This is a genomic window from Amycolatopsis sp. NPDC004169, assembly GCF_040610315.1.
Taxonomy (GTDB): domain Bacteria; phylum Actinomycetota; class Actinomycetes; order Mycobacteriales; family Pseudonocardiaceae; genus Amycolatopsis.
Genome location: NZ_JBEXMD010000011.1, coordinates 171814 through 195223 on the forward strand (window position 1 = coordinate 171814; position 23410 = coordinate 195223).

Genomic DNA, 23410 nt, shown 5'->3' on the forward strand with positions numbered 1-23410 from the left:
GAAACCCGGTGACAGCCCAGGAGTCCGACGAAGTCCGGTTCGGCGGCCGGTGGTTCGGGATCACCGCGGTGGCCGGAGCCGGGCTGTTCGACCCGGCGGCGCACGGGATCGAACCGCGGTCCATCCACACGGGCTGCCGGCGCGGTCACGTCGAGCGGTACGAAGTGACCGCGAAGCGGCTGGTCCTGCGTCAGCTGCGGGCCGGCTCGGCCGACACCCCGCCTCCGCTCGACGGGGTCGCCCCGCGGTGGAGCGACCGGGACCAGGCCTGGCAGTACCGGAAACTGGCCGTCGCCACGGCGTTCACCGGGCGGCTGCTGCTCGGGCGTGGCCGGTGGGCCGAGCGCCCGTACCCGAATACGGGTTTCCTGCCCGCCTGGGCGTGCACCGACGTCCGCGAACTGACCTTTCGCGACGGCGCGCTGGTGTCGGCCGAGGACCTTTCCTCCGAACTGGACGCGGTCCGCGCGGTCGCACCGGCCCGCCCGGCCACGGGCGAGCCGGCCGGCGACTGGGTCGACCGCACGTTTTCCCTGAGCTACGAATACAGCTGGCCCGCCCGCTAACCCTGGGCGATGTAGGCCTGCAGCTGTTCCTGGCTCTGCTCCAGCTGTTCCATCCGGTTCTTCACGACGTCCCCGATGGACACGATGCCGGCCAGCCGCCCGTCGGCGAGCACGGGGACGTGGCGGATGCGGCGTTCGGTCATCAGCACCGAGAGCTGGTCCACCGAGTCGTCCGGGGTGCAGCTCGCCACCAGTTTCGTCATGATCTCCGACACCGGGCCGTCGAGCAGGCCAGGGCCGTGTTCGTTGAGGCGCCGGACGACGTCGCGTTCCGAGACGATCCCGGCGATGGAACCGTCCGGTGCGACGACCACCATCGCGCCGACGTTGTGGTCGGCCAGTCCGGCCAGCAGCGTGGTCACCGTCGTCTCCGGGGTGACCGTCGCGACCGCCGACCCCTTCTTGCGCAGCAGATCCGCAATCCGCATGGCGATCCTTCCCGTCGGTGAGCTGGATCACCACAGGTTAGGGCCCGCACGCGCCCCGCGAAAGTCCGGCAAACGGGGCGTCTTCGTGGTATAGGAACCGATTCAGCCGAGCCGTTCGGCCAGTCCGTCGAGGGCCAGCCGGATCCCGGCCGCGTAGTCGTCGTCGGCGAGCGCGTCCAGGCGCGCCCGGGCCAGCTCGAGCTGCGCGCGGGCCGCGGTCAGGTCGCCAAGCTTGCGGTAGTCCTCGCCGAGGTTCAGGTGCAGCGAAGGGTAGAAGCCGCGCACGGCCAGGGACGAGTGGTACTCCTGCGCCCGCGCGTCGGTCAGCGAGTCGGCCGCGGCCAGGGCGCGCAGGTCCCATTCGAGTTCCTCGGCCGGGTCGTCGCAGACGTCGGCCATGTGGTGCGCCAGCGCGGCGCGGTGCAGCGGGTCGCCGTCTTCGCCGATCGAAGACCACAACTCGGCGAAGGTCGCGTACGCGCCCGCGCGGTCGCCGCCGACGTGCTGTCGCAGACCCGCGTCGATCGCCACCATCACGTCGTCGGTCATCCCGCTCCTTCGTCCACCAGTGCCCGCAGCCGGGCCAGCCCCGGCTCGATCCGCTCGGCCGCGACCGCACCGTAACCGAAGACGAGCCCGTGCCGCCGCTCCCCCACCCCGAAGTCCCCCAAGGAGTACAGCCGTACGCCACGGCGGCGGGCGGCGCGGACCAGCCCGCCGCAGTCCGCCTCCGCGACCGCGCTGAGGTGCAGGCCGGCCGTCGACGGCAACGGCGTCAGGAAGTCCGCGAAGTCCCGGGCGAGCGCCGCGGTGAGGAGTTCGTGCCGGGCCCGATAGACCTTCCGCATCCGCCGGACGTGCCGGGCGAAGCCGCCTTCGGCCAGGAACGCCGCCAGCGCCGCCTGCTCGACGTTCGGCGCGTGCCAGTCGGTGAGGTAGCGGGCCTTGACCAGTGCGGGCACCAGCGACGGCGGCGCGATGAGGAAACCCAGCCGCAGGGACGGCGAAAGCACCTTCGAGAACGAGCCGACGTACACGACCCGGCCACTGGAATCCAGGCTGTGCAACGGTTCCAGCGGCCGCCCGGTGTAGCGGAACTCGGTGTCGTAGTCGTCCTCGACGAGCACCGCGTCGGTGCGCTCGGCCCAGTCCAGCAGCTCGAGCCGCCGGTCCAGCGACATCGACAGCCCCAGCGGGTACTGGTGCGACGGCGTCACGTACACCAGCCGCGTCCCCTCCGGGATGGCGTCGACGACGATCCCCGAAGCGTCCACCGGTACGGGCGCGACGCGGACGCCGCGGGCGCCGAGCACCAGCCGCGGCGGCGGGTAGCCGGGGTCCTCGACGGCGGCGAGGTCGCCGTCGCGCAACAGCACCCGGGCGACGAGGTCGGTCGTCTGCTGGGCGCCTGCGGTGACGACGACCTGCGCCGCGCTCGCCCGGACGTCGCGCGAAACACCGGCGTGCCGGGCGATCTCGGCTCGCAGCGCGGGGTGCCCCTGCGGGTCGCCGTAGGTCATCAGATCGGCCCGGCCGGCCCGCAGCCGCTGCGTGATCAACCGCCGCCAGGTGTCGAACGGGAACAGCGAAAGGTCGGGGACGCCCGGCCGGAAATCGAACTCCGGCGCCGGGGCGAAGGGCGCGGGCGGCGGCGGGACGGCGTCCCACTCGGGCAGCGGCCGCACGCCCGGGCCGTCCGGAGCCGGCGAAGGGCGCTCCGCGGGCGAAGCGGTCACGAACGTGCCTGCGCCGACGCGCCCGGCGAGAAACCCTTCGGCGGTGAGCCGGTCGTAGGCCGCGCTGACCGTGGTGCGGGAGACCGCCAGCCGCTGCGCGAGCTCGCGGGTCGGCGGCAAGGCCTCGCCGGGCCGGATCTCCCCGGCCAGGATCGCCGCGCGCAGCTGCCGGTAGATCGCGTCGCGGTGGCCGCGCGTGCCGGTCAGGTCGATGTGGATCTCCACCGGCCCGAGTCTAGATTGGCCCACGAAGGTTAGGACGGATTTGGCACTGTCCGTGGTCCGCTGGGCCTCCTAACGTGCCGGGCATGGATCTTCGCGAACTCGACCGCCGCACCCTGCTCCTCCTCGACAAGCTCGTCGCCGGCGTGACCCCGGCCGACCTCGCGCGCCCCACCCCGTGTGCCGGCTGGACGCTGGCCGACCTGCTCCGCCACCAGGTCAGCGAGAACCGCGCCTTCGCGACCGCGGCCCGCGAGGGCTCGGCGCCGGACTGGGACGCCGGCGTCCTCGGCGACGACCCCTACGCCGCGTACCGGGCGTCCGTCGACGACTTCCTCGACACCTTCGCCGGCGACGCCGTGCTCGAGCGGCAGCTCACCATCAACCACTTCGGCACGTTCCCCGGCGCGATCGCTGCGCACATGCACCTGGTCGACACCCTCGCGCACGGCTGGGACCTGGCCCGCACGCTCGACCTGCCCTACGAGCCGGACGCCGAAGCCGTGTACGTCGCCACGAAGCTGGCCGAGCGGATCCCGGACGAAGGCCGCGAGCGGAACGGTTCGTTCGCCCGCAGCGTCGAGGTGCCGCCGGGCGCGAGCGAGCTCGACCGGTTCCTCGCCCTCCTCGGCCGCGACCCCGCCTGGTCCCTCAGCTGACCTCGGCGACCGGCGCGCTCCACGTGTCGCACGCCTTCGTGGCCTTGCCCTCGTAGCCCGCCTTCGCCCAGGACAGCTGGTGCTCGCGCGAGCCGTGGGTGTCGCTGTCGTTGGCCCGGCCGTAGTCGGCGACCGCGGCGTTCGCCAACGACCGGGTGATCGAGCCGCTGCCGGCCACGGCGGTCAGGAACAGCGCGCCGAAGCAGTTGGCCTGCAGCTCGATCCGGCGCACGACCTCCTTGTCGGCCGCGCTGTCCTCGTTCGGCGAGGTCATCTTGTCCGCCGCCGCGGAGAGGATGCCGCTCTCGCGCTGCACGTGGTGGCCGTACTCGTGGGCGAGCGTCGCGATGTGCCGGGCCTTGTTGAGGCCGGCGTCGGTGAGCATCCAGTCGGTCGGGGCGTAGATCGTCTTGTCGCCGCCGCAGTAGTAGGCGACGGCCTCGTTCTCCGTCGGCGCCGCACCGCACGAGCTGTGCTCCGGGAGCGTCACCGACACGGTGACGGCCAGCGTCGGCTCGTTCGCCTTCTCCAGCGCCGGGCGCCACGACTGCTCCAGGCAGGCGACGAGGGCTCCGTAGTAGGCCTTGAGCTGCTCGGCCGCCCGGCCGAGGTCGGGCAGGTTGCAGGTGGCCGGCCCGGGACTGATGCCTTCGCCGAGCAGCGGGTTGCGGGCCAGCTCGGGCACCGCCTTCGGCGTCTTGCCCGTGCCGCCGTACGCCCGGCCGGTGTCGGCGCCCTCCGCAGCGAACGCGCGGCCGTCCACCCGGCGCGGGATGGTGGCCGCGATCAGGGAGATGGAGACGACGACGATCAGGACGCCGGTGACCGCGCCCCAGAACCGGCTGCGCGGCGGCGCGATCGGGACGGGCGGGGCCGCGGCCCAGCTCGGGGCCCACGGGTTCGGCTCCGGCGCCCACGCGGGTTCCGGCGGCCGGGCCGGAGCCGGCCACGGCGGTTCGGCGTCGTTCACGATCTCCCCCTGCTCTGTGGCACCAGCATACGGACACCCCGGGAGGCAGGGATCACGAAACGAAAACGCCACCCGGTAGCCGCCGGGGCCCGGACCAGGCGAGACTGAACCCCATGAGTGTCGAGGATCCTTATCTGTGGCTGGAAGACGTGACCGGCGAAGACGCGCTCGGCTGGGTGCGCACGCGCAACGACGAGACGCTGGCCGAGCTGACCACCGGCGCCCGGTTCGCCGAACTGCGTGACGAGCTGCGCGAGGTGCTCGACGCCGACGACCGGATCCCGTACGTGCGCCGCCGCGGCGAGTTCCTCTACAACTTCTGGCAGGACGCGAGCCACCCGCGCGGCCTGTGGCGGCGCACGACGCTGGAGTCCTACCGGCAGGCCGAGCCCGAGTGGGAACTGCTGCTCGACGTCGACGCGCTGGCCGAGGCCGAGGGCGAGAACTGGGTCTGGCAGGGCGCGACCGTGCTGCGGCCGGCCTACCGGCGCGGCCTGGTCGAGCTGTCCCGCGGCGGCGCCGACGCCACGGTCGTGCGCGAGTTCGACCTCGACGCGCACGAATTCGTCGAAGACGGCTTCACCCTCCCGGAGGCGAAGACCCGGATCGGCTGGATCGACGAAGACCGCGTCTACGTCGGCACGGACTTCGGCCCGGGGTCGCTGACCAGCTCCGGGTACCCGCGGCTGGCCAAGGAGTGGCGCCGCGGCACTCCGATCGAAGAAGCCGTCACGGTCTTCGAGGGCAAGCCCGACGACGTCTCGATCGGTGCGTTCCACGACCCGACCGAAGGCTTCGAGCGCGACTTCGTCAGCCGCGCGATCGATTTCTACCGCTCGGAACTGCACCTGAAGACGCCCGGCGGGCTGGTCAAGATCGACGTCCCGGACGACGCGAGCGCGTCCGTGCACCGCGAATGGCTGCTGGTGCGGCCGCGGACGGCGTGGACCACCGGCGGCACCGAACACCCGGCCGGTTCCCTGATCGCCATCGGCTTCGACGCCTTCCTGGCCGGCGACCGGGACTTCACCACGCTGTTCACGCCGGACGAGCACACCTCGCTGAGCTATTGGGCCTGGACGCGCCACCACCTGCTGCTCGGCACGCTGCGGGACGTCCGCACCGAACTGCGCACGCTGACACCCGGCCCCGGCGCCTGGACCGACGAGCCGCTGGCCGGCGGCCCGGAGTTCGGCAGCGCGGACATCTTCGACACCGACCCCGACGTCAGCGACGAGTACCTGATCGACTCCAGCGGCTTCCTCCAGCCGTCGACGCTCAGCTACGGGCACGTCGGCGAAGAGGTCGAAGTGCTGAAGCAGGCTCCGGCGTTCTTCGACGCTTCGGGGATGAGCGTGGCGCAGTACTTCGCGACGTCGGAGGACGGCACGAAGATCCCGTACTTCGTCGTGCGGCCGTCCGGCGCCGAAGGCGGCCCGACGCTGCTGACCGGCTACGGCGGCTTCGAGGTCTCGCTGACGCCGTCCTACAGCGGGATGGTCGGCCGCGGCTGGCTCGCCCGCGGCGGCACGTACGTCGTGGCGAACATCCGCGGCGGCGGCGAGTACGGGCCCGGCTGGCACACCCAGGCCATCAAGGCCGAGCGGCACCGCGTGTACGAGGACTTCGCCGCGGTGGCCGCGGACCTGGTGTCGCGGGGGATCACGACGCCGTCGCGGCTGGGGATCCAGGGCGGCAGCAACGGCGGGCTGCTGATGGGCGTGATGCTGACGCGCTACCCGGACCGGTTCGGCGCGATCGTCAGCCAGGTGCCGCTGCTGGACATGCGCCGCTACCACCTGCTGCTGGCCGGCGCGTCCTGGATGGCCGAGTACGGCGACCCGGACGAGGCCGCGGAGTGGGAGTACATCTCCCGCTATTCCCCGTACCAGAACGTCCACAGTGGACGTACGTATCCGCCGTCGCTGTTCGTGACCTCGACCCGCGACGACCGCGTGCACCCCGCCCACGCCCGCAAGATGGTGGCGCGGATGCGTGAGCAGGGGCACGACGTCCGGTATCACGAGAACATCGAAGGCGGCCACGGCGCCGCGGCGGACAACGAGCAGCTGGCGTTCAAGTGGGCGCTGGTGTTCGAGTTCCTGTGGGAGCAGCTCACGAAGTGACCCGCGCGAGCACGACGCCGCCGACGATCAGGGCCAGCGCGGCCACCCGGCCGACGCTCAGCGGGTCCTTGGTCACGACGACGCCGAGCACGATCGCGCCGACGGCGCCGATCCCGGTGAACACCGCGTAGGCGGTACCCACCGGGACGGTGTCCATCGCCCGCGACAGCAGGTAGACCGCGGCGGCGCCGAGCGCGAAGCACAGGAGCGTCGGCCATGGCCGGGTGAAGTTCTCCGTCGGCTTGATGCTCTGTGACCAGGCGATCTCGACGAGCCCGGCGCAGACGAGCGTCACCCAGCCCATCAGAGCGCCTTCAGCGCGGCTTCGCGCGACGCTTTCCGTTCGCCGTCGCGCTCGGCCAGCCGCGGGTCGACCAGGGCGTTGGTCAGCTCGGCGTGCACGAACCGGACGTCGGTGACGTCGTAGTGCCCGGCGATGAAGTCCCGCAGGTAGCGCTCGTGGTGGTCGAACCGCGCCCGCGGCGTGCCCTCGGCGTAGGTGCCGCCGCGGGCGCCGGCGATGACGAACTTCTTGGTCCGCAAGGACATCTTCGGGAACGTCACCTGGTCGATCCACGCCTTGAGGGCGGCGGGGATGGAGAAGTTGTACATCGGCGCGCCGATCAGGACGACGTCGGCTTCGAGCAGCTCGGCCAGAAGCGGCTCGACGATCGCCCATGCCTTCTTCTGCTCCGGCGTCTCGACGACGTCGGCGTAGTGCGCGGGGTCGGTGATTTCGTTCGCGAGCAGGGCGTCGCAGATTTCGGTCCAGGCCTCGCCGATGACGGGGACGGGCTCGGCGGCGAGGTCGCGGTAAGTCCGGGTGCCGGTCCAGCCGGCGGCGAACCGGGCGGTGAGCTCCCGCGAGAACGACGAGCGGCGGGCGCTGGAGTCGAGGTGCAGCAGGTGGGGCACGATTCCTCCTCAAGTGGACGCGGTGTCCACTTGACGCTAACTGGACGTCCCGTCCGGATATTCCCTAGGCTGCGGGACATGCCCGAACGCGCGGACGCGGCCCGCAACCGAGCAAAGATCCTCGCGGCGGCAGAGGAGCTGTTCACCGCCCGCGGCGCGGCGGAGGTGACGATGGAGGACATCGCCCGGGCGGCGGGTGTGGGCCGGGGAACGCTGTACCGCCGGTACCCGGACCGGGCGTCGATCGCGGTGGCGTTGCTGGACGAGCACGAGCGCCGTCTGCAGGAGTCCCTGCTGCGCGGCGAGCCCCCGCTGGGCCCGGGGGCGCCCCCGTCGGCGCGGCTGGCGGCGTTTTACGAGGCGATGGTGGAGCTGCTCACGCGGCACGCACCGCTGGTGCTGGGTGCGGAGGTCGGCCACTCGCGGTTCACGACGGGGGCGTATGGGTTTTGGCGGACGCACGTCCGCGTGCTGGCCGAGGCGGCGGGGGCGGCGGATCCGGATGTGCTGGCTGATGTGCTGCTGGCTCCGCTGGCTCCGGAGTTGTTTTTGCACGAGATGTCGCGTGGGGTGTCTTCCGAGCGGCTGGTCGGGACGCTGCGCGAGCTGGCTTTTCGGTCGCTTCCCTGACGAGCGCTCTCATGGGAGATTCGATGCCCCACACTGACGGATCGCGCAGGAAGGTCCGTTCGGACCAGGTCACGACGCTGCTTCTCGATTGCATCGAGGAGCACGTGACGGACCCGGACGTCCGCGCCGGGGTCGCCGAACTGCGCGAGCACCTGGCCAGGTCCCGGAACCGCGGCGGGAAGAAGATGCTCGAGCTGGCCGGGTTCGCCCACCGCGAGGCACTGGCCGCCGGCGACACGGCGACAGCCGGTCGCCTGGACGATCTGATCGGGCACGCGACCGGCCGGCTTCTCACCGAAGACGTGACCCGCAAGTACCAGCTCTACGACGCGCGGGAGACCAATCTCCACGCAGTGGGCCTCATGACGTCCAACGCGCATGCGCTGGGCGCCTACCAAGCCAAGAAGTACCTGGCCGACCACCCGGACGCCACGGCCGCCGAGCTCGTGGACCACCTCGAGAAACTCAGTGAGCTGTCGACCAGGGTGGTCGAAGACCGCGAACGGGGCCACTACCGGATCCTCCGCCTCGACACCGAGAGACAGGTCTGGCTGGCGGAGGTCCTGACCCGAAGGTTGCGTCCGGACCTCGACCATGAAGCCGGAGTACTCGACCTGTCGGAGGTCGAACTGACGAGCCTGGTCGAGGCAGCCCAGTTACAGCTCCGCCGGGAGCGGCTGGCCGTGATCCGGGACGTCGTCGAAAATCCGAACAGCACCGAAGCCCACCTTCAGCAGGCGCTCCGCGGCTCCTACTGGCTCTTCGGGGGAAGCTACGTCGGGGAAGCACACCGGCGCCGGTTCACCGCCGGAACCGAGGTCGACATCCCGCTGTTGCGCCCCGACGGCTCCCTCCACGTCGTGGAGCTCAAACGGGCGAACGTGCCGCTGGCCCGCACCTACCGCAGCTTCGGCCTGATCGTCGACCGACGCGTGCACGAAGCCATGAGCCAGGTGTCGAACTACCTCACCGCTTTCGACGAGGATCGCCATGCGATACGCCGCGAGCACGGCGTCGAGTCCCGGCGGGTGACCGGCACCGTCGTGATCGGGCATCCCGCGTTCCAACCGCAGTTCGACGAGCAGGAGATCATGGAGACGCTTCGTACCTACAACGCCGAGCACGCCCGGATCACCGTGATCACGTACAAGGAACTGCTGGACAATGCCGAGCGCTCACTCGCTGTCGAGAGCGAAAAGGATTGAAAGATTCGATGATGCCCGGCCGGGGCTCACCAGTGCCGGGTGCAGCACTCGACGTGCAGCTGCGCCATGGGATTGCGGCGGGGGTACGGGCTCCACGACCCGAGGGAGATCTCCGCGCAGCAGTGGGTGCCCGGCTCCTCGGCCAGGTGGGCCGGGCAGTCTTCGGCGAGGGCCCGCACTGCTTCGCCCTCGAATTCGTACGCCGGGCGGCTGCCGGTGATGAACAGGGTGTCCGTGGTGATCTTCCAGTTGAGGTGGTCGCGAAACCCCTGGTGCCAACGCCGGGCGTAGTCCACGGGCGGGAAAGTGCGCGGGGGCAGCGTCACCTTGTGCGGTGCCGGCGCGGACAGCCGGGCGCGCAGGCGCTTCCAGCGGGATGCCGGGAAGCCGAGGCTGTGGTGCAGCAGCACCAGGTCGAGCGGGCGCTCTTCGTGTTCGCCGCCGCAACTCGACTCCCTCGACCGCAGCGGCAGGTGGACGATGCTGTGCGGTGATCGGGCCGCCAGCCACCACGCGCACGCCAGATCCAGCGTCGCCGCCTTGCCGGCCGACAGCTGGGCTCCCCCACGCCGTTCGTACAGCGCCGCGTGGGTGATCGGCCGCGCGGGCCGGATCACCCGGTAGTCGCGGCCGTCCAGCCGGGCCGTGCTGACCAGCGTCCGCCACTCCCGGCCGCCGAGCTGCATCCGCTGTCCCCCTTCGTGTCCGCCCGGAGCACGATAGGCGCCGGGGGCCGCGGGTGGCCACCGAATTGCCGCGGCCGGACCGGGCGGATCTCCGCCCGGTCCGGCCGAAACGTCAGCTACAACCCGAAGTCGCGCCGCAGCCTTCGCAGGCGTAGCACGAGCCTGCCGGGCGCATCTTCGTTCCGCATGTCATGCACAGCGGGGCGTCCGCGGCCTTGCCGAGGCGGAGCTCCATCAGCTCCGTTGTCGTCTGGGCTTCGCGGTGCGGGTGCTGCGGTTCCTCCGCGTGGGGCTCCGGTGAGGCGTCCACTGTGGACTGCAGGGCCTCCAGGTCCACACCCGGGTTGCCGTACGCCGCCTCGACTTCGGCCGAGCGCTCGTCTGCCGAGAGGATGCCCAGCTGGGAACGCTTTTCGTACGGCAGGTAGTCCAGGGCCAGCCTGCGGAACAGGTAGTCCATCACGCTCGTCGCGATCCGGATGTCCGGGTCGTCCGTCATGCCCGCCGGCTCGAAGCGGAGGTTGGAGAACTTCGAGACGTAGAACTCGAGCGGGATGCCGTGCTGGAGGCCGACCGAAATGGACATCGAGAACGCGTCCATCACGCCCGCCAGGGTCGAGCCCTGCTTGCCGAGCTTGACGAAGATCTCGCCGAGGCCGTCGTCCGGGTACGAGCCCGCCGTCAGGTAGCCCTCCGCGCCGCCGACCGTGAACGACACCGTCTGGCTCGGGCGCTTCTTCGGCAGGCGCTTGCGGACCGGGCGGTACTCGACGACCTTCTCCGGCTCGGCGGCGGCGGTCTCCGAAGTCTTCTTCGCCGTGGACAGCGGCTGGCCGACCTTGCAGTTGTCGCGGTAGATCGCGAGGGCCTTGAGGCCGAGCTTCCAGCCCTGGAAGTAGATCTCCTCGACCTCTTCGACCGTCGCCGACTCCGGCATGTTGACCGTCTTGGAGATCGCACCCGACAGGAACGGCTGCACCGCGGCCATCATCCGGACGTGCCCCATCGGCGCGATCGAGCGCTCGCCGACCGCGCAGTCGAACACCTCGTAGTGCTCGGGACGCAGCCCCGGCGCGTCGACGACGTGGCCGTGCTGCGCCACGTACTCCACGATCGCCTCGACCTGCTCGGCCGGGTAGCCCAGCGCCTCCAGCGCGCGCGGCACCGTCTGGTTGACGATCTGCATCGAGCCGCCGCCGACCAGCTTCTTGAACTTGACCAGCGAGAAGTCCGGCTCGATGCCGGTCGTGTCGCAGTCCATCATGAAGCCGATGGTGCCGGTCGGCGCGAGCACCGACGCCTGCGCGTTGCGCCAGCCGTGCTTCACGCCGATCTCGATGCCCTTCTGCCACTCCTCCGTCGCCAGCGCGCGGACCGCGGCGTCGTTCGAGTGGTAGGTGCGGACGAGCTCGTTCGCCGCCGCGTGCTTGCGCATCACGCGCTGGTGCGCTTCGGCGTTGCGCGCGTAACCCTCGTACGCGCCGACGACCTGGGCCATCTCCGCGGAACGCCGGTACGACACGCCGGTCATCAGCGAGGTGATCGCCGCCGCGAGCGCGCGGCCGCCTTCGGAGTCGTACGCGTGGCCGAGCGCCATCAGCAGCGCGCCCAGGTTGGCGTAGCCGATGCCGAGCTGGCGGAACTTCCGCGTGGTGTCGGCGATCGGCTCGGTCGGGAAGTCCGCGAAGCAGATCGAGACGTCCATCGCCGTGATGACGAACTCGACGGCGCGGGCGAACAGCGGCGCGTCGAAGGTGCCCTCGGGGGTGACGAACTTCAGCAGGTTCAGCGACGCGAGGTTGCAGCTCGAGTTGTCCAGGTGCATGTACTCGCTGCACGGGTTGGACGCGGTGATCCGGCCCGACTCCGGGCAGGTGTGCCAGTCGTTGATCGTGCCGTCGTACTGGATGCCGGGGTCGGCGCACTCCCACGCGGCCTGGGCCATCGTGCGGAAGAGCTTCTTGGCGTCGGTGCGGTCGATGACCTCGCCGGTGAGCCGGGCGCGCAGGCCGAAGTCGGTGCCGTTCTCGACCGCGTGCATGAACTCGTCGGACACGCGGACCGAGTTGTTCGCGTTCTGGTACTGCACCGAGGAGATGTCCGCGCCGGAGAGGTCCATGTCGAACCCGGCGTCGCGGAGAACCTTGATCTTCTCCTCTTCGCGCGCCTTGGTCTGGATGAACTCCTCGATGTCCGGGTGGTCGACGTCGAGCACGACCATCTTCGCCGCGCGCCGGGTGGCGCCGCCGGACTTGATGGTGCCCGCGGACGCGTCGGCGCCGCGCATGAACGAGACCGGGCCGGACGCGGTGCCGCCGGAGGTCAGCAGCTCCTTCGAGGAGCGGATGCGGGAGAGGTTGAGGCCGGCGCCGGAGCCGCCCTTGAAGATCAGGCCCTCTTCGCGGTACCAGTTGAGGATCGACTCCATGGTGTCGTCGACGGCGAGGATGAAGCAGGCGCTGACCTGCTGCTTCGACGAGGTGCCGACGTTGAACCAGACCGGCGAGTTGAAGCTGAAGACCTGGTGCAGCAGCATCCAGGTGAGTTCGTGCTCGAAGATCTCGAGGTCCTGCGGCGTGGCGAAGTAGCCGAAGTCGCGGGCGGCCTTGACGTAGGTGTGCACGACCCGGTCGATCAGCTGCTTGAGGCTGCGCTCGCGCTGCGGGCTGCCCACGGCGCCGCGGAAGTACTTGCTGGTGACGATGTTCGTGGCGTTGACCGACCAGAAATCGGGGAACTCGACGCCGCGCTGTTCGAAGTTGACCGAGCCGTCACGCCAGTTGGTCATGACGACGTCCCGCTGCTCCCAGGTGACCTGGTCGTACGGGTGCTGCCCTTCGGTCGTGAAGACGCGCTGCACGCTCAGCCCGCCGGCGGCCTTGCTCTTCTTGCCGGTGGCCGCGCGGGCCCCCGTTCCCACGGTTTCCGTCATCGGTTGAACCCTCTCCCGCAGCGGGACGGCTCAGTCGCCGTCTTCGCGCTGATCGCTGTCCTCCTGGGCAGCAGCACCCGCCATGGCCTCACGGAGGTCGGCGATCTCCTTCTCGAAGTCCTCGACCGACGAGAAGGAGCGGTAGACACTGGCGAACCGGAGGTAGGCGACCCCGTCGAGCTCACGCAGCGGGCCCAGGATGGCCAGGCCGACCTCGTGACTCGGGATCTCCGCCAGCCCGGCGGAGCGGATCGACTCCTCCACGCGCTGCGCGAGCTGCTGCAGCGCGTCGTCGTCGACCGGCCTGCCCTGGCAGGCGCGGCGGACGCCGCTCACCACCTTGTCCCGGCTGAACTGTTCGGTGACCCCGGACCGCTTGACGACGGCGAGCACCATCGTCTCCGACGTCGTGAACCGCCGTCCGCACGACGCGCACGAGCGCCGCCTGCGGATCGCCTGGCCTTCATCCACCTCTCGGGAGTCGACGACCCGAGAGTCCGCATGCCGGCAGAACGGGCACCTCATCCGCCAGTCACCTTCCCCTCCGCGCCGGCCGCCCTCGGTCGACATCCGACGGCCACCACGCACCCCTGCACCTGGTGATCGTTTTGTGGACATCCGGTGGGTAAAAGCCGACCAGCTGTGGACAACTGCTGCCCAGTCTACCCCAACCTGTGGACCAACTACAGCGGTGTAACTACTACATATAGCGGGCGAGCGTAGAACTCGGAGGGGGTGTGCGCAAGCCGGACCGCCCTGCTCCACCTCGCGTGGGTGAGCTGCGGACGAGCCTGTCCGCGACGACCTGGCGTTCACCGGTCCGGCCTAACGCGAAGTTCGCCGAAGCGGGTGATCTTCAGCCGGTCGATCCGCGGCCGTCAGGGCGCCGGAACGTCGCCGGCGACCGGGACCGTCAGCGGCAACCCCGGCACCAGCACCGCGCCGTCCAGCCGGTTCAGCTCCTCGATCCGGGCGACGACCGCACCCGGGTCGCTGTCCGGCGCGAACCGCGCCGCGATCGACGAGAGCGTGTCGCCCTGGCCCACGGACACCGTCGCCGTCCGCACCGGGACCGGGGCTTCCGCCGCCCCGCCGCCGGACAACCCCAGTGCGGTGACCACGAGGCAGCTGCCCACCGCGAGCGCGACCAGCCACGGCCACCGCACCCCCACCCGCCGGGGCGCCGCGCACGGCGAGCCCGCCGGGCGGCGGCCCGCCACGACCCGCGCGCGGGTCGGCGGGCGGTGCACCTCGCCGCGGCGCCCGCGCAGGACGCGGACCGGCCGGAGGGGCGCCGGGACCGGGGTCGCCGGGCGCGCGTGTCCGCGTTCGGCCAGAATGGACATCCGAACCTCCTCGAAACCCTGGTGTCCGCCCGATTCGCGGACCGGACGCGGCCCGTGGATCAAGGTCGAACAGGCGTTCTATCGAACGCCCGTGCGAAGGTCTACCACCTGCCACCGACAAAATCGAGCGGACACGGCGTGTCGATCGAACAGATGTTTGAAATCGTCGTGCCCGGGGGCTAACGTCGGTGACCAGGGCATCTGCCGGGCAGATGCCGCCGGCGAGCGTGCCCGCAACCCCGCGGGCGGCGGCCGGCGCGCAGATACGTGCAGCGAACGTCTGGGAGGCGACGCAGTGGCGAAGGAGAACAAGGCGGGCAGGACCAGTGGGTCCCCCGGCGACTCGGGCAAGGTGCACGCCATGCCCGAGGTGTACGACGTTGACGAGACGCTCACCGTCCGCCAGCAGCAGGTGCTCGACGTGATCCGCACGTGGGTGAGCCGGTTCGGCTACCCGCCGAGCGTCCGCGAAATCGGCGAAGCGGTCGGGCTGACGTCGACGTCGTCGGTCTCGCACCAGCTGCGCGCGCTGCAGCGCAAGGGCTACCTGCGCCGGGACGCGAACCGGCCGCGCGCGGTCGGCGTGCTCGCGGCGACCGACGACAACCCCATGGGCATCGAGATGGACCAGCAGCCGGTGATGCCGAAGGCGGCGTACGTGCCGCTGGTCGGCCGGATCGCCGCCGGTGGCCCGGTGCTGGCCGAGCAGGCCATCGAGGACGTCTTCCCGCTGCCGCGGGAGATCGTCGGCGAGGGCGAGCTGTTCCTGCTGAAGGTCACCGGTGACTCGATGGTCGACGCGGCCATCACCGACGGCGACTGGGTCGTGGTCCGGCAGCAGCCGGACGCGGACAACGGCGAGATCGTCGCGGCGATGATCGACGGCGAGGCCACGGTCAAGACGTTCAAGCGCAAGGGCGGCCACATCTGGCTGATGCCGCACAACGAGGCGTACGAGCCGATCCCCGGTGACGACGCCACGGTGCTCGGCAAGGTCGTCGCCGTGCTCAGGCGGTTGTGAGGGTGTGAGACGCGGGTGGAGTCTGCTCGAGGAGAGCGCTCGCCCTGCGTCTCCCGCCGTGTCTTCCGTGGGTGCAACCCCCAGACCCCGCCCGGGGCAAGCCCCGGACCCCCGCCTCGGTCACCTCGGGCGTAGCCGCCCGGAGGTTTCGCACAGCTGAGGTAGGTGCATGAGATTCACCGGATCGGATGATCTTCGGCCGTGGGGAGCCGGGGGTCAGCGGCGGGCTCGGCGGCGCAGCTTGCTGAAGCCGAACCAGCCGAGGCCGACCACCGCGAGCGTGATCCCGGCGGCGGGGAGGATGGGGAGCCCGGCCCCGTCCCCCGCCGAGCCGGCGGACGTGCTCGTCCCGGTCGAGGTCGTTCCCTCCGCCGGTGCGCCGGACTGCGCGGCCAGTGCCGCCGCGCCCCGCACCGTGCGGAGGGGCTCGCCGACGCCTTCGCTGCCCGAGACCAGCGTCCCGTCCGGGTCGAACGCGATCGCTTCACCCTGCTTCTCCCCCGGCAGCGGGATCCGCACCGGGGTGCGCTGCAGCGCCGCCAGTACATCGCCGTCCGGAGCCGCGTACACGTAGGCGTCCGTGTACGTCCGCAGCGCAACCGCGCTGCCGTCGGCCATCGAGGCACCGCCCGTCACCAGGACCGAGCCGATCGAGCCCACCGGGCCGCCCTGGGTGTCCGTCGTCGCGATCTTGACCGTGCCGACCTTCTCCAGCGGGGTCGGTCCCGGGCTGGCCAGCGGCCCCGAAGGCCGGTACACGCGGGCCTCGCCGAGGATGTCCTTGGTGATCAGGTACGGCGTGCCCGCCTTGTCCACGATCAGCGCTTCGGTGTCGTGCTGGCCGTCCGGGTAGGTGAGCCGGTGCAGCGTCAGCTTGCCCTGCGGGCTCAGCTCGAGCAGGGCGACCGTCAGCCTGCCCTTCTTGTTGTCACCGGTGTCGGACAGCCACAGCGTCCCGTCGGGCGTGCGGGCCAGGTCCTCGACGTCGAACGGGTCGGTCTTGTCCGTGAGGACCTTCTGCACCTTGCAGTCCCGGCCCAGCACGAACACCTGGACCTTGCTGCCGCCGTCGTTGATCGCGTACAGCCGCTCGCCGTCGGAGACCAGGCCGGACAGCTCGCCGATGCGCGAGTCCTTCACCGTGCACAACTTCTCCGGGGCGGGAGCCGCCGAAGCCGGCACGGGACTGCCGAGCACCCCCACGAACACCGCCGCGACCGCGACAACCCAGCGCACCCAGCCACCTCCGTAGTGTGCGACCCCTTCGAGTCGCACACTACGGAGACGTGTCAGGCCCTGGTCGAGTTGGTCTCGTACTCGCGCAGGGTTGCCGCCAGGTCCGGGCGGACCCGCACCAGCAGGCGCGTGCCCTCCTCGGCGTGCTCCTCTTCGAGGACCTCGCCGTCCGCGTGCGCCCGCGCGACCAGCTCGCCGCGCGAGTAGGGCACGAGGACCTCGACCGTGACCTCCGGCCGCGGCAGGCGGTCGGCGATCACCTCGACGAGCTCCGGGATGCCCGCCCCGGTCCGGGCCGAGACCTGGACCGACCCGGCCAGCGCGTGGCGCAGGCGGGCCAGGCTGACCTCGTCGGACGAGTCGGTCTTGTTGATCACCAGCAGCTCCGGCGGGAGCGGCTCCTTGCGCTTGCGCGTGATCTCGCCGAGCACCTCGCGCACCGCGCTGACCTGCTCTTCGGGCGCCGGGTCGGACCCGTCCACCACGTGCACGAGCAGGTCCGCGTCGGCGGCCTCCTCCAGCGTCGAGCGGAACGCGTCCACCAGCTGGTGCGGCAGGTGCCGCACGAACCCGACGGTGTCGGTCAGCGTGTAGCCGCGGCCGTCCGGCGTCTGCGCGCGCCGCGTGGTCGGGTCGAGGGTGGCGAACAGCGCGTCCTCCACCAGCACCCCGGCCCCGGTCAGCGCGTTGAGCAGGCTCGACTTGCCGGCGTTGGTGTAGCCGACGATCGCCACGCTGGGCACCTCGTTGGCCAGCCGCCGCCCGCGCTTGGTCTCGCGGATGGTGTCCATGGCCGCGATCTCGCGGCGCAGCTTCGCCACGCGCTTGTTGATCCGCCGCCGGTCGGTCTCGAGCTTGGTCTCACCCGGACCGCGCAGGCCCACGCCGCCGTTCGCGCCGCCGGCCCGGCCACCGGCCTGCCGGGACAGCGAGGCACCCCACCCGCGCAGCCGCGGGATCAGGTACTGCAGCTGGGCCAGCTCGACCTGCGCCTTGCCCTCCTTGGACCGGGCGTGCTGGGCGAAGATGTCGAGGATCAGGGCGGTCCGGTCGATCACCTTGACCTTGACCTTCTCCTCGAGCTGCCGCAGCTGGCCCGGCGAGAGCTCGCCGTCGCAGATCACGGTGTCGGCGCCGGTGGACCCGACGATGTCCCGCAGCTCGCGCACCTTGCCCGAGCCGATGTAGGTGGCCGGGTCCGGCTTGGTCCGCCGCTGGATGAGGCCTTCGAGGACCTCCGAGCCCGCCGTCTCGGCCAGGCGCGCCAGCTCGGCCAGCGACGCCTCGGACTGCAGGGCCGTGCCCTCGGTCCACACGCCGACCAGCACGACGCGTTCCAGCCGCAGTTGCCGGTATTCGACCTCGGTGACGTCGTCCAGCTCCGTGGACAGCCCCGCGACGCGCCGCAGTGATGCGCGGTCTTCGAGCTCCATCTCGCCTGTCGACGGGTCGTACAGGTCGTCGTCGTGGTCTTCGGTGTGTGTCAGTTCTGTCATCGTGCCTCCATGTTCCCACGATTCGCCGCGGGAACCGAACTTTTACGTGCTGGGATAGGTGGCGAGGTAGATCGCGGTGCGCTCCGCGCCGGGACGGCGGGGACGCATGCGGAACTCCTCGAGCAGGGCGTTGAGCCGCGTTTCCAGCTCCGCCCGCTCCTCGGGGGCCACCTGGACGACCAGGCGCGACTGGTGCACGCCCGCGAATCCGGTCTCGGCGATCTCGGCCAGATAGGCCTCGAGAACCGCCTCTTCCACGCCCTTGTCACCGCATGAGTCGAGTGTCCACGAAAGCCCCGTCGAAAGATACGGAATTTCCTTGGCGCCCCGTGCTCCGCGGCGTGGCGGCTGCGCGGCGAGGAAGCCGGTCTCGACGAGCTTCCGCACGTGGTGCAGGGTCGTCGCCGGATCGCGGCCCAGCCGCTGCGCGAGCTCCTTGTTCGTCAGCGCCTCCGAAAAGGTCAACCGGATGATGCGCAGCCGTATTCCGGAAGCCAGCGCGGCGGCCTCGGCTTCGGTCGCGGCTCGGCGTTGCTCAGTGGGCACGGGCCCAGCCTAGGGCGTCCAGTGATTGACACTTTCCAATCACTCGCGGCACACTCGTCGCCATGCGCAGCGGGTCCCTGTTCTTCCACGCCGACTTCCGGCGGCTCTGGGCCGGCGACACGGCCAGCCAGTTCGGCACGATGGTCGGGTACACCGCGATCCCGCTGCTCGCGGCGGTGACGCTGGCCGCGACGCCGTTCGAGATGGGCCTGCTGACCGCGGCCCAGACGGTCGCGTTCCTGTTCTTCGGCCTGCCCGCCGGGGTGTGGGTGGACCGGCTGCGGCGCCGCCCGGTCATGCTCGTCGCCGACTTCACCCGCTTCGCGCTGCTGCTGAGCGTGCCGCTCGCCTGGTGGGCGGGGGTGCTGACGCTCGCGCAGCTGGTCATCGCCATGCTGTTCGTCGGCATCGCGACGGTGTTCTTCGACGTCGCCTACCAGTCGTACCTGCCTTCGCTCGTCGGCCGGGAGCACCTCCTGGAGGGCAACGCCAAGCTGCAGGCGGTCCAGTCGGTCGCCCAGGTCGCCGGGCCGAGCGGCGCGGGCGTGCTGGTCCAGGTGTTCAGCGCGGCCACCACCGTGCTCGTCACCGCCGTCGGGTACCTGACGTCGGCGCTGTGCCTGCTGCGGATCCGCGCGGTCGAGCCGGCACCGGAACGCGGCGAGCACACCCGCCTGCTGCCGCAGATCGCGGAAGGGCTGCGGTTCGTCTTCTCCGACCGGCCGTTGCGCTCGAGCGTCGCCTGCACCGCGACGGCGAACCTCTTCGGCGGCGCGTTCGTGGCCGTCCAGGTGCTGTTCTTCACGCGCACCGTCGGGCTGTCCCCCTCGCTCGTCGGCGTGATGCTCGCCGTCGGCGGGGCGGGCGGCGTCCTCGGCGCGGTCTTCTCCGGCGCGCTGACCCGCCGGATCGGGCACGCGCGCACGATCTGGCTGGTGCCGCTGCTGTCCTGGCCCGCGCACCTGCTGCTCCCCTGGACCGGCGCGGACTGGCGGCTGGTGCTCGCCGCGTTCGGCGAGGTCGTCTACGGGTTCGGGGTGATCGTCTACAACGTCGCGCAGGTCTCCTACCGGCAGGCGATCTGTCCCGACCGGCTGATGGGCCGGATGAACGCGAGCGTCCGGTTCCTCGTCTGGGGCACGCTGCCGCTCGGCGGCCTGCTGGGCGGCGCGCTCGGGGAAGGCCTCGGGCTGCGCGGCGCGATCTGGGTCGCGGCGGCCGGGGAGGCGGCGGCCGCGCTGTGGGTGGTCTGCTCCCCGCTGCGGAAGATGCGCGACCTGCCGACCGCGGCGAAAACCGGTTCTCCGGCCGCCTAGAGTTGCTGCATGAGCAACCCTTACGAGCGCCCGCGAGTCCCGGACAAGGTCGGTGTCGACGGTCTGGAGGCCAAGTGGGTACCCGTATGGGAAACCACCGGCGCCTACCGCTTCGACCGCACGAAGACCCGGGACGAGATCTACTCGATCGACACTCCCCCGCCGACGGTCAGCGGGTCACTGCACATCGGGCACGTCTTCTCCTACACCCACACCGACATCCTGGCCCGGTTCCAGCGGATGCGCGGGCGCGAAGTCTTCTACCCGATGGGGTGGGACGACAACGGCCTGCCGACCGAACGCCGGGTGCAGAACCACTTCGGCGTCCGCTGCGAACCGTCGCTGCCCTACGACCCGCAGTTCCGGCCGCCGGAGAAGCCGGGCAAGGACGTGGTGGCGATCTCGCGGCGCAACTTCGTCGAGCTGTGCGAAGCGCTGACCGTGACCGACGAGCAGGTCTTCGAGCAGCTGTGGCGGCAGCTCGGGCTCTCGGTCGACTGGACGATGACCTACCAGACGATCGGGCACGACGCGCGGCTGATCTCCCAGCGCGCGTTCCTGCGCAACCTCGAACGCGGTGAGGCCTACCAGGCCGAAGCGCCGACGCTGTGGGACGTGTCGTTCCGCACCGCCGTCGCCCAGGCCGAGCTGGAGGACCGCGAACGCCGCGGTGCCTTCCACGACCTCGCGTTCACCGGGCCGGACGGCGACGTGGTGATCGCGACGACCCGGCCGGAGCTGCTGCCCGCGTGCGTCGCCCTGGTGGCGCACCCCGACGACGAGCGCTTCAAGCCGCTGTTCGGGAAGTCCGTGCGGTCGCCGGTGTTCGGCGTCGAGGTGCCCGTGGTGGCGCACCACCTCGCGGATCCGGAGAAGGGCCGCGGGATCGCGATGGTGTGCACCTTCGGCGACACCACCGACGTCACGTGGTGGCGGGAGCTGCGGCTGGCGACGCGGGTGGTGCTGGGCCGCGACGGCCGGTTCCTGCCCGACGCGCCGGCCGGGGTGTCGCCGGACGCCTACGCGCCGCTGGTGGGCAAGACCGTCCACACCGGACGCGAGATCATGGTGCGGCTGCTGCGCGAAGCCGGTGCTCTGCACGGGGAACCGCGGCCGATCACGCACTCGGTGAAGTTCTACGAAAAGGGCGACAAGCCCCTGGAAATCGTCGCCAGCCGGCAGTGGTACCTGCGCAACGGCGGGAACGACGCCGCGTTCCGGGAGAAGATGCTCGCCCGTGGCGAAGAGCTGAACTGGGTGCCGAAGCACATGCGCGTCCGGTACTCGTCGTGGGTGGAGAACCTGGCCGGCGACTGGCTGATCAGCAGGCAGCGGTTCTTCGGCGTGCCGATCCCGCTGTGGTACCGGCTCGGTTCCGACGGCGAACCGGACTACACGGCGCCCCTGCTGCCGGACACCCTGCCGGTGGACCCGAGCAGCGACGTCCCGCCGGGGTTCACCGAGGACCGGCGCGGGGTACCGGGTGGCTTCGTGGCCGATCCCGACGTGATGGACACCTGGGCGACGTCGTCGCTGACGCCGCAGATCGTCGGCCGGTGGAGCGTCGACGACGACCTGTTCGAGCGCGTGTTCCCCTTTGCCCTGCGGCCGCAGGCGCACGAGATCATCCGCACCTGGCTGTTCTCGACGGCGGTGCGCGCGGAGCTGGAGCACGGCGTGCTGCCGTGGCGGGCGGCGGCGATCGCGGGCTGGGTGCTGGACCCGGACCGCAAGAAGATGTCGAAGTCGGTCGGGAACGTGATCACCCCGGTGGACCTGCTGGAGCGCTTCGGCTCGGACGCTGTGCGCTACTGGGCAGGAAGCGCGCGGCCGGGCGTCGACACGGCGGTGGACGAGGGCCAGATGAAGGTCGGCCGCCGGCTGGCGACGAAGCTGCTCAACGCGAGCCGGTTCGTGCTCGGGCTGGGCGTGCCTTCGTCGTCCGCCGTAGCCGTCGAGCCGCTGGACCGGGCGCTGCTCGCGTCGCTGGCCGTCGTCACCGAGCAGGCGACGGCGGCGCTGGAGGCGTTGGACTACGCGCGGGCGCTGCAGGTGACCGAGACGTTCTTCTGGACGTTCTGCGACGACTACGTCGAGCTGGTGAAGGGCCGTGCGTACGGCGACAGCGGCCCTTCGGGAGCGGAGTCGGCGCAGGCGGCCCTCGTGACGGCGCTCTCGGCGCTGCTGCGGTTGTTCGCGCCGTTCCTGCCGTTCGCGACCGAGGAGGTCTGGTCGTGGTGGCAGGAGGGTTCGGTGCACCGGGCCGCCTGGCCTTCGGTGACGGAGTCCGACGGCGACCCGCAGGCGCTGGTTTTGGCAAGCCAGGTGATCGCCGCGGTCCGGCGGGCGAAGACCGACGCGAAGGTGTCGATGCGCACGGCGGTGGAGAGCCTGACGGTGACCGGACCGGCGGAGGTGCTGGCGCGCTTCGCGGAGATCGAGTCGGACATCCGCACCGCGGGCGCGATCGCGGAGGTGACGACCCGCGAAGGCGACTTCGCCGTCGAAGCGAAGGTCTGACACCGGTGGGCCGCCCCGGTCACGAACCGGCGGCGGCCCACCAGGCTTCGTCGATCTCGCCGCGGGCCACGATCTCGGCGGGGCCGGACAGCGTCGACGCGCCGCGGGAGACCGTCACCTCGACGCGGCCGCCCGGGACGTCCACTGTGGAGGCTCCGGTGTCGGTGCCCGCCAGGTGGAACGCGGCCGCCACCGCGGCGACCGTGCCGGTGCCGCACGCCCGCGTTTCGCCCACGCCGCGCTCGTGGACGCGCATCCGGAGCGCGCCGGCGCTGACGTAGTTGATGAACTCGAGGTTCACGCCGTTCGGGAACACGTCGTGGTCGAAGTCGGGCTGGTCGCGCAGGTCGAGGCCGGCCACGTCGTCGTCGAGGAGCGACACCAGGTGCGGGTTGCCGACGTCCACCGCCACGCCGGAGAACGGGCGGCCCGCCACCACCGTCACCGACGTCCCGGTGATCGTCGCCGGGCCCATCTGCACCGTCACCGAGCGGTCCGGGTGCACCACCACCGGGCGGTCGCCCGCGCGGGTGCCGACGACGAACTCGCCTTCCGCGGCCAAGCCCGCGTCGACCAGGTACCGGGCGAACACGCGCACGCCGTTGCCGCACATCTCGGCGATCGAGCCGTCGGCGTTGCGGTAGTCCATGAACCACTCGCCCGCGGACGACACGCCGAGCGCGGCGGCCCGGACGACCCGCAGCACGCCGTCGGCCCCGAGGCCGCGCCTGCGGTCGCACAGCGCCGCCACCCTGGCTTCGGTCAGCTCGAGGCGGCCCGCCGGGTCGGGGAGCAGCACGAAGTCGTTCTGCGTGCCGTGCCCCTTGAGGAACTCGATTCCGCCCATGGGGGCA

General features: G+C 71.2%; 22 protein-coding genes. 8 read left to right on the plus strand and 14 right to left on the minus strand.

What is annotated here, in order from left to right; translation table 11 throughout:
• Positions 1-8: 8 nt before the first annotated feature.
• Positions 9-566: a hypothetical protein gene (locus tag ABZX11_RS17700; RefSeq protein WP_354914027.1), complete on the plus strand. Its 558-nt coding sequence runs from the start codon at positions 9-11 to the stop codon at positions 564-566.
• Here the strand turns inward: ABZX11_RS17700 and ABZX11_RS17705 are convergent.
• The 3 genes from ABZX11_RS17705 to ABZX11_RS17715 form a co-directional block, all read right to left on the minus strand.
• On the minus strand, positions 563-994 hold the full coding sequence (locus ABZX11_RS17705) for a CBS domain-containing protein (protein ID WP_176175916.1): 432 nt from the start codon (positions 992-994) through the stop codon (positions 563-565). The two genes, ABZX11_RS17700 and ABZX11_RS17705, sit on opposite strands and share 4 nt — an antisense overlap.
• A gap of 102 nt (positions 995-1096) precedes the next feature.
• The gene (locus tag ABZX11_RS17710; protein ID WP_354914029.1) at positions 1097-1543 is read right to left on the minus strand and encodes a hypothetical protein; all 447 of its coding nucleotides are present in this window, start codon (positions 1541-1543) and stop codon (positions 1097-1099) included.
• Positions 1540-2955: a PLP-dependent aminotransferase family protein gene (locus ABZX11_RS17715; protein ID WP_354914031.1), complete on the minus strand. Its 1416-nt coding sequence runs from the start codon at positions 2953-2955 to the stop codon at positions 1540-1542. The genes ABZX11_RS17710 and ABZX11_RS17715 overlap by 4 nt, the downstream gene beginning before the upstream one ends.
• 83 nt (positions 2956-3038) lie before the next feature.
• On the opposite strand from ABZX11_RS17715, the gene ABZX11_RS17720 reads away from it, so the two are divergent.
• Positions 3039-3611 (plus strand): TIGR03086 family metal-binding protein, encoded by a 573-nt coding sequence (locus tag ABZX11_RS17720; protein ID WP_354914033.1) that lies wholly within the window; start codon positions 3039-3041, stop codon positions 3609-3611.
• Here ABZX11_RS17720 and ABZX11_RS17725 read toward each other — a convergent pair.
• Entirely contained in the window at positions 3604-4581 is a 978-nt protein-coding gene (locus tag ABZX11_RS17725; protein WP_354914035.1) for a neutral zinc metallopeptidase, read from the minus strand. The two genes, ABZX11_RS17720 and ABZX11_RS17725, sit on opposite strands and share 8 nt — an antisense overlap.
• A 113-nt stretch (positions 4582-4694) precedes the next feature.
• Here ABZX11_RS17725 and ABZX11_RS17730 point away from each other — a divergent pair, with 113 nt between their 5' ends.
• On the plus strand, positions 4695-6707 hold the full coding sequence (locus ABZX11_RS17730) for a prolyl oligopeptidase family serine peptidase (RefSeq protein ID WP_354914037.1): 2013 nt from the start codon (positions 4695-4697) through the stop codon (positions 6705-6707).
• On the opposite strand, the gene ABZX11_RS17735 is transcribed toward ABZX11_RS17730, so the two are convergent.
• Together ABZX11_RS17735 and ABZX11_RS17740 are read right to left on the minus strand one after the other, a co-directional pair.
• Complete coding sequence (locus ABZX11_RS17735; RefSeq protein WP_354914039.1) at positions 6697-7011, minus strand: multidrug efflux SMR transporter; 315 nt, start codon at positions 7009-7011, stop codon at positions 6697-6699. The genes ABZX11_RS17730 and ABZX11_RS17735 overlap by 11 nt on opposite strands.
• The gene (locus ABZX11_RS17740; RefSeq protein ID WP_354914041.1) at positions 7011-7622 is read right to left on the minus strand and encodes an NAD(P)H-dependent oxidoreductase; all 612 of its coding nucleotides are present in this window, start codon (positions 7620-7622) and stop codon (positions 7011-7013) included. The genes ABZX11_RS17735 and ABZX11_RS17740 overlap by 1 nt, the downstream gene beginning before the upstream one ends.
• 78 nt (positions 7623-7700) lie before the next feature.
• On the opposite strand from ABZX11_RS17740, the gene ABZX11_RS17745 reads away from it, so the two are divergent.
• Both ABZX11_RS17745 and ABZX11_RS17750 read left to right on the plus strand, forming a co-directional pair.
• Complete coding sequence (locus tag ABZX11_RS17745) at positions 7701-8252, plus strand: helix-turn-helix domain-containing protein (RefSeq protein WP_354914043.1); 552 nt, start codon at positions 7701-7703, stop codon at positions 8250-8252.
• Between the two features lie 23 nt (positions 8253-8275).
• The gene (locus ABZX11_RS17750) at positions 8276-9457 is read left to right on the plus strand and encodes a Shedu anti-phage system protein SduA domain-containing protein (protein ID WP_354914045.1); all 1182 of its coding nucleotides are present in this window, start codon (positions 8276-8278) and stop codon (positions 9455-9457) included.
• A gap of 26 nt (positions 9458-9483) precedes the next feature.
• Here the strand turns inward: ABZX11_RS17750 and ABZX11_RS17755 are convergent, their stop codons facing one another.
• The 4 genes from ABZX11_RS17755 to ABZX11_RS17770 all read right to left on the minus strand — a co-directional run bounded on the left by ABZX11_RS17755 (position 9484) and on the right by ABZX11_RS17770 (position 14421).
• Positions 9484-10143 carry a hypothetical protein gene (locus ABZX11_RS17755; RefSeq protein WP_354914047.1) on the minus strand — a complete coding sequence of 220 codons (660 nt, stop codon included), beginning with the start codon at positions 10141-10143 and terminating at the stop codon, positions 9484-9486.
• A 112-nt stretch (positions 10144-10255) separates the two neighbouring features.
• Positions 10256-13075, minus strand: a complete 2820-nt coding sequence (locus tag ABZX11_RS17760) for a vitamin B12-dependent ribonucleotide reductase (protein WP_176175907.1) — start codon at positions 13073-13075, stop codon at positions 10256-10258.
• A 30-nt stretch (positions 13076-13105) separates the two neighbouring features.
• Complete coding sequence (nrdR, locus tag ABZX11_RS17765; protein WP_176175906.1) at positions 13106-13600, minus strand: transcriptional regulator NrdR; 495 nt, start codon at positions 13598-13600, stop codon at positions 13106-13108.
• Positions 13601-13953: 353 nt separating this feature from the next.
• Positions 13954-14421 (minus strand): LysM peptidoglycan-binding domain-containing protein, encoded by a 468-nt coding sequence (locus tag ABZX11_RS17770; protein ID WP_176175905.1) that lies wholly within the window; start codon positions 14419-14421, stop codon positions 13954-13956.
• A gap of 361 nt (positions 14422-14782) precedes the next feature.
• Here ABZX11_RS17770 and lexA point away from each other — a divergent pair, with 361 nt between their 5' ends.
• The gene (gene lexA, locus ABZX11_RS17775; RefSeq protein WP_167384977.1) at positions 14783-15442 is read left to right on the plus strand and encodes a transcriptional repressor LexA; all 660 of its coding nucleotides are present in this window, start codon (positions 14783-14785) and stop codon (positions 15440-15442) included.
• A 216-nt stretch (positions 15443-15658) separates the two neighbouring features.
• Here lexA and ABZX11_RS17780 read toward each other — a convergent pair whose 3' ends face one another.
• The 3 genes from ABZX11_RS17780 to ABZX11_RS17790 are packed head-to-tail and all read right to left on the minus strand — an operon-like array spanning position 15659 to position 18720.
• Positions 15659-16678 (minus strand): esterase-like activity of phytase family protein, encoded by a 1020-nt coding sequence (locus tag ABZX11_RS17780; protein WP_354914050.1) that lies wholly within the window; start codon positions 16676-16678, stop codon positions 15659-15661.
• Between the two features lie 53 nt (positions 16679-16731).
• Entirely contained in the window at positions 16732-18174 is a 1443-nt protein-coding gene (gene hflX / locus ABZX11_RS17785; protein ID WP_354914052.1) for a GTPase HflX, read from the minus strand.
• A 42-nt stretch (positions 18175-18216) separates the two neighbouring features.
• A complete protein-coding gene (locus tag ABZX11_RS17790; protein WP_176175902.1) occupies positions 18217-18720 on the minus strand; it encodes a winged helix-turn-helix domain-containing protein in 504 nt (167 codons plus the stop codon).
• Positions 18721-18782: 62 nt separating this feature from the next.
• Between ABZX11_RS17790 and ABZX11_RS17795 the strand changes: the two genes are divergently transcribed.
• Both ABZX11_RS17795 and valS read left to right on the plus strand, forming a co-directional pair.
• The gene (locus tag ABZX11_RS17795; RefSeq protein WP_176175901.1) at positions 18783-20036 is read left to right on the plus strand and encodes an MFS transporter; all 1254 of its coding nucleotides are present in this window, start codon (positions 18783-18785) and stop codon (positions 20034-20036) included.
• A gap of 9 nt (positions 20037-20045) precedes the next feature.
• Positions 20046-22556 carry a valine--tRNA ligase gene (valS, locus tag ABZX11_RS17800; protein WP_354914055.1) on the plus strand — a complete coding sequence of 837 codons (2511 nt, stop codon included), beginning with the start codon at positions 20046-20048 and terminating at the stop codon, positions 22554-22556.
• Positions 22557-22575: 19 nt separating this feature from the next.
• Here valS and dapF read toward each other — a convergent pair whose 3' ends face one another.
• Positions 22576-23403 carry a diaminopimelate epimerase gene (dapF, locus tag ABZX11_RS17805; RefSeq protein WP_354914057.1) on the minus strand — a complete coding sequence of 276 codons (828 nt, stop codon included), beginning with the start codon at positions 23401-23403 and terminating at the stop codon, positions 22576-22578.
• Between the last annotated feature and the right edge of the window lie 7 nt (positions 23404-23410).

Bases quoted from the DNA above. Each gene is read 5' to 3' on its own strand.
- ABZX11_RS17750 (WP_354914045.1), top strand. From the start codon at position 8,276: ATGCCCCACACTGACGGATCGCGCAGGAAGGTCCGTTCGGACCAGGTC.
- ABZX11_RS17735 (WP_354914039.1), bottom strand. From the start codon at position 7,011: ATGGGCTGGGTGACGCTCGTCTGCGCCGGGCTCGTCGAGATCGCCTGG.
- ABZX11_RS17795 (WP_176175901.1), top strand. From the start codon at position 18,783: ATGCGCAGCGGGTCCCTGTTCTTCCACGCCGACTTCCGGCGGCTCTGG.
- valS (WP_354914055.1), top strand. From the start codon at position 20,046: ATGAGCAACCCTTACGAGCGCCCGCGAGTCCCGGACAAGGTCGGTGTC.
- ABZX11_RS17705 (WP_176175916.1), bottom strand. From the start codon at position 994: ATGCGGATTGCGGATCTGCTGCGCAAGAAGGGGTCGGCGGTCGCGACG.
- ABZX11_RS17770 (WP_176175905.1), bottom strand. From the start codon at position 14,421: ATGTCCATTCTGGCCGAACGCGGACACGCGCGCCCGGCGACCCCGGTC.
- ABZX11_RS17745 (WP_354914043.1), top strand. From the start codon at position 7,701: ATGCCCGAACGCGCGGACGCGGCCCGCAACCGAGCAAAGATCCTCGCG.
- ABZX11_RS17710 (WP_354914029.1), bottom strand. From the start codon at position 1,543: ATGACCGACGACGTGATGGTGGCGATCGACGCGGGTCTGCGACAGCAC.
- ABZX11_RS17760 (WP_176175907.1), bottom strand. From the start codon at position 13,075: ATGACGGAAACCGTGGGAACGGGGGCCCGCGCGGCCACCGGCAAGAAG.
- ABZX11_RS17755 (WP_354914047.1), bottom strand. From the start codon at position 10,143: ATGCAGCTCGGCGGCCGGGAGTGGCGGACGCTGGTCAGCACGGCCCGG.
- dapF (WP_354914057.1), bottom strand. From the start codon at position 23,403: ATGGGCGGAATCGAGTTCCTCAAGGGGCACGGCACGCAGAACGACTTC.
- ABZX11_RS17730 (WP_354914037.1), top strand. From the start codon at position 4,695: ATGAGTGTCGAGGATCCTTATCTGTGGCTGGAAGACGTGACCGGCGAA.
- hflX (WP_354914052.1), bottom strand. From the start codon at position 18,174: ATGACAGAACTGACACACACCGAAGACCACGACGACGACCTGTACGAC.
- nrdR (WP_176175906.1), bottom strand. From the start codon at position 13,600: ATGAGGTGCCCGTTCTGCCGGCATGCGGACTCTCGGGTCGTCGACTCC.
- ABZX11_RS17720 (WP_354914033.1), top strand. From the start codon at position 3,039: ATGGATCTTCGCGAACTCGACCGCCGCACCCTGCTCCTCCTCGACAAG.
- lexA (WP_167384977.1), top strand. From the start codon at position 14,783: ATGCCCGAGGTGTACGACGTTGACGAGACGCTCACCGTCCGCCAGCAG.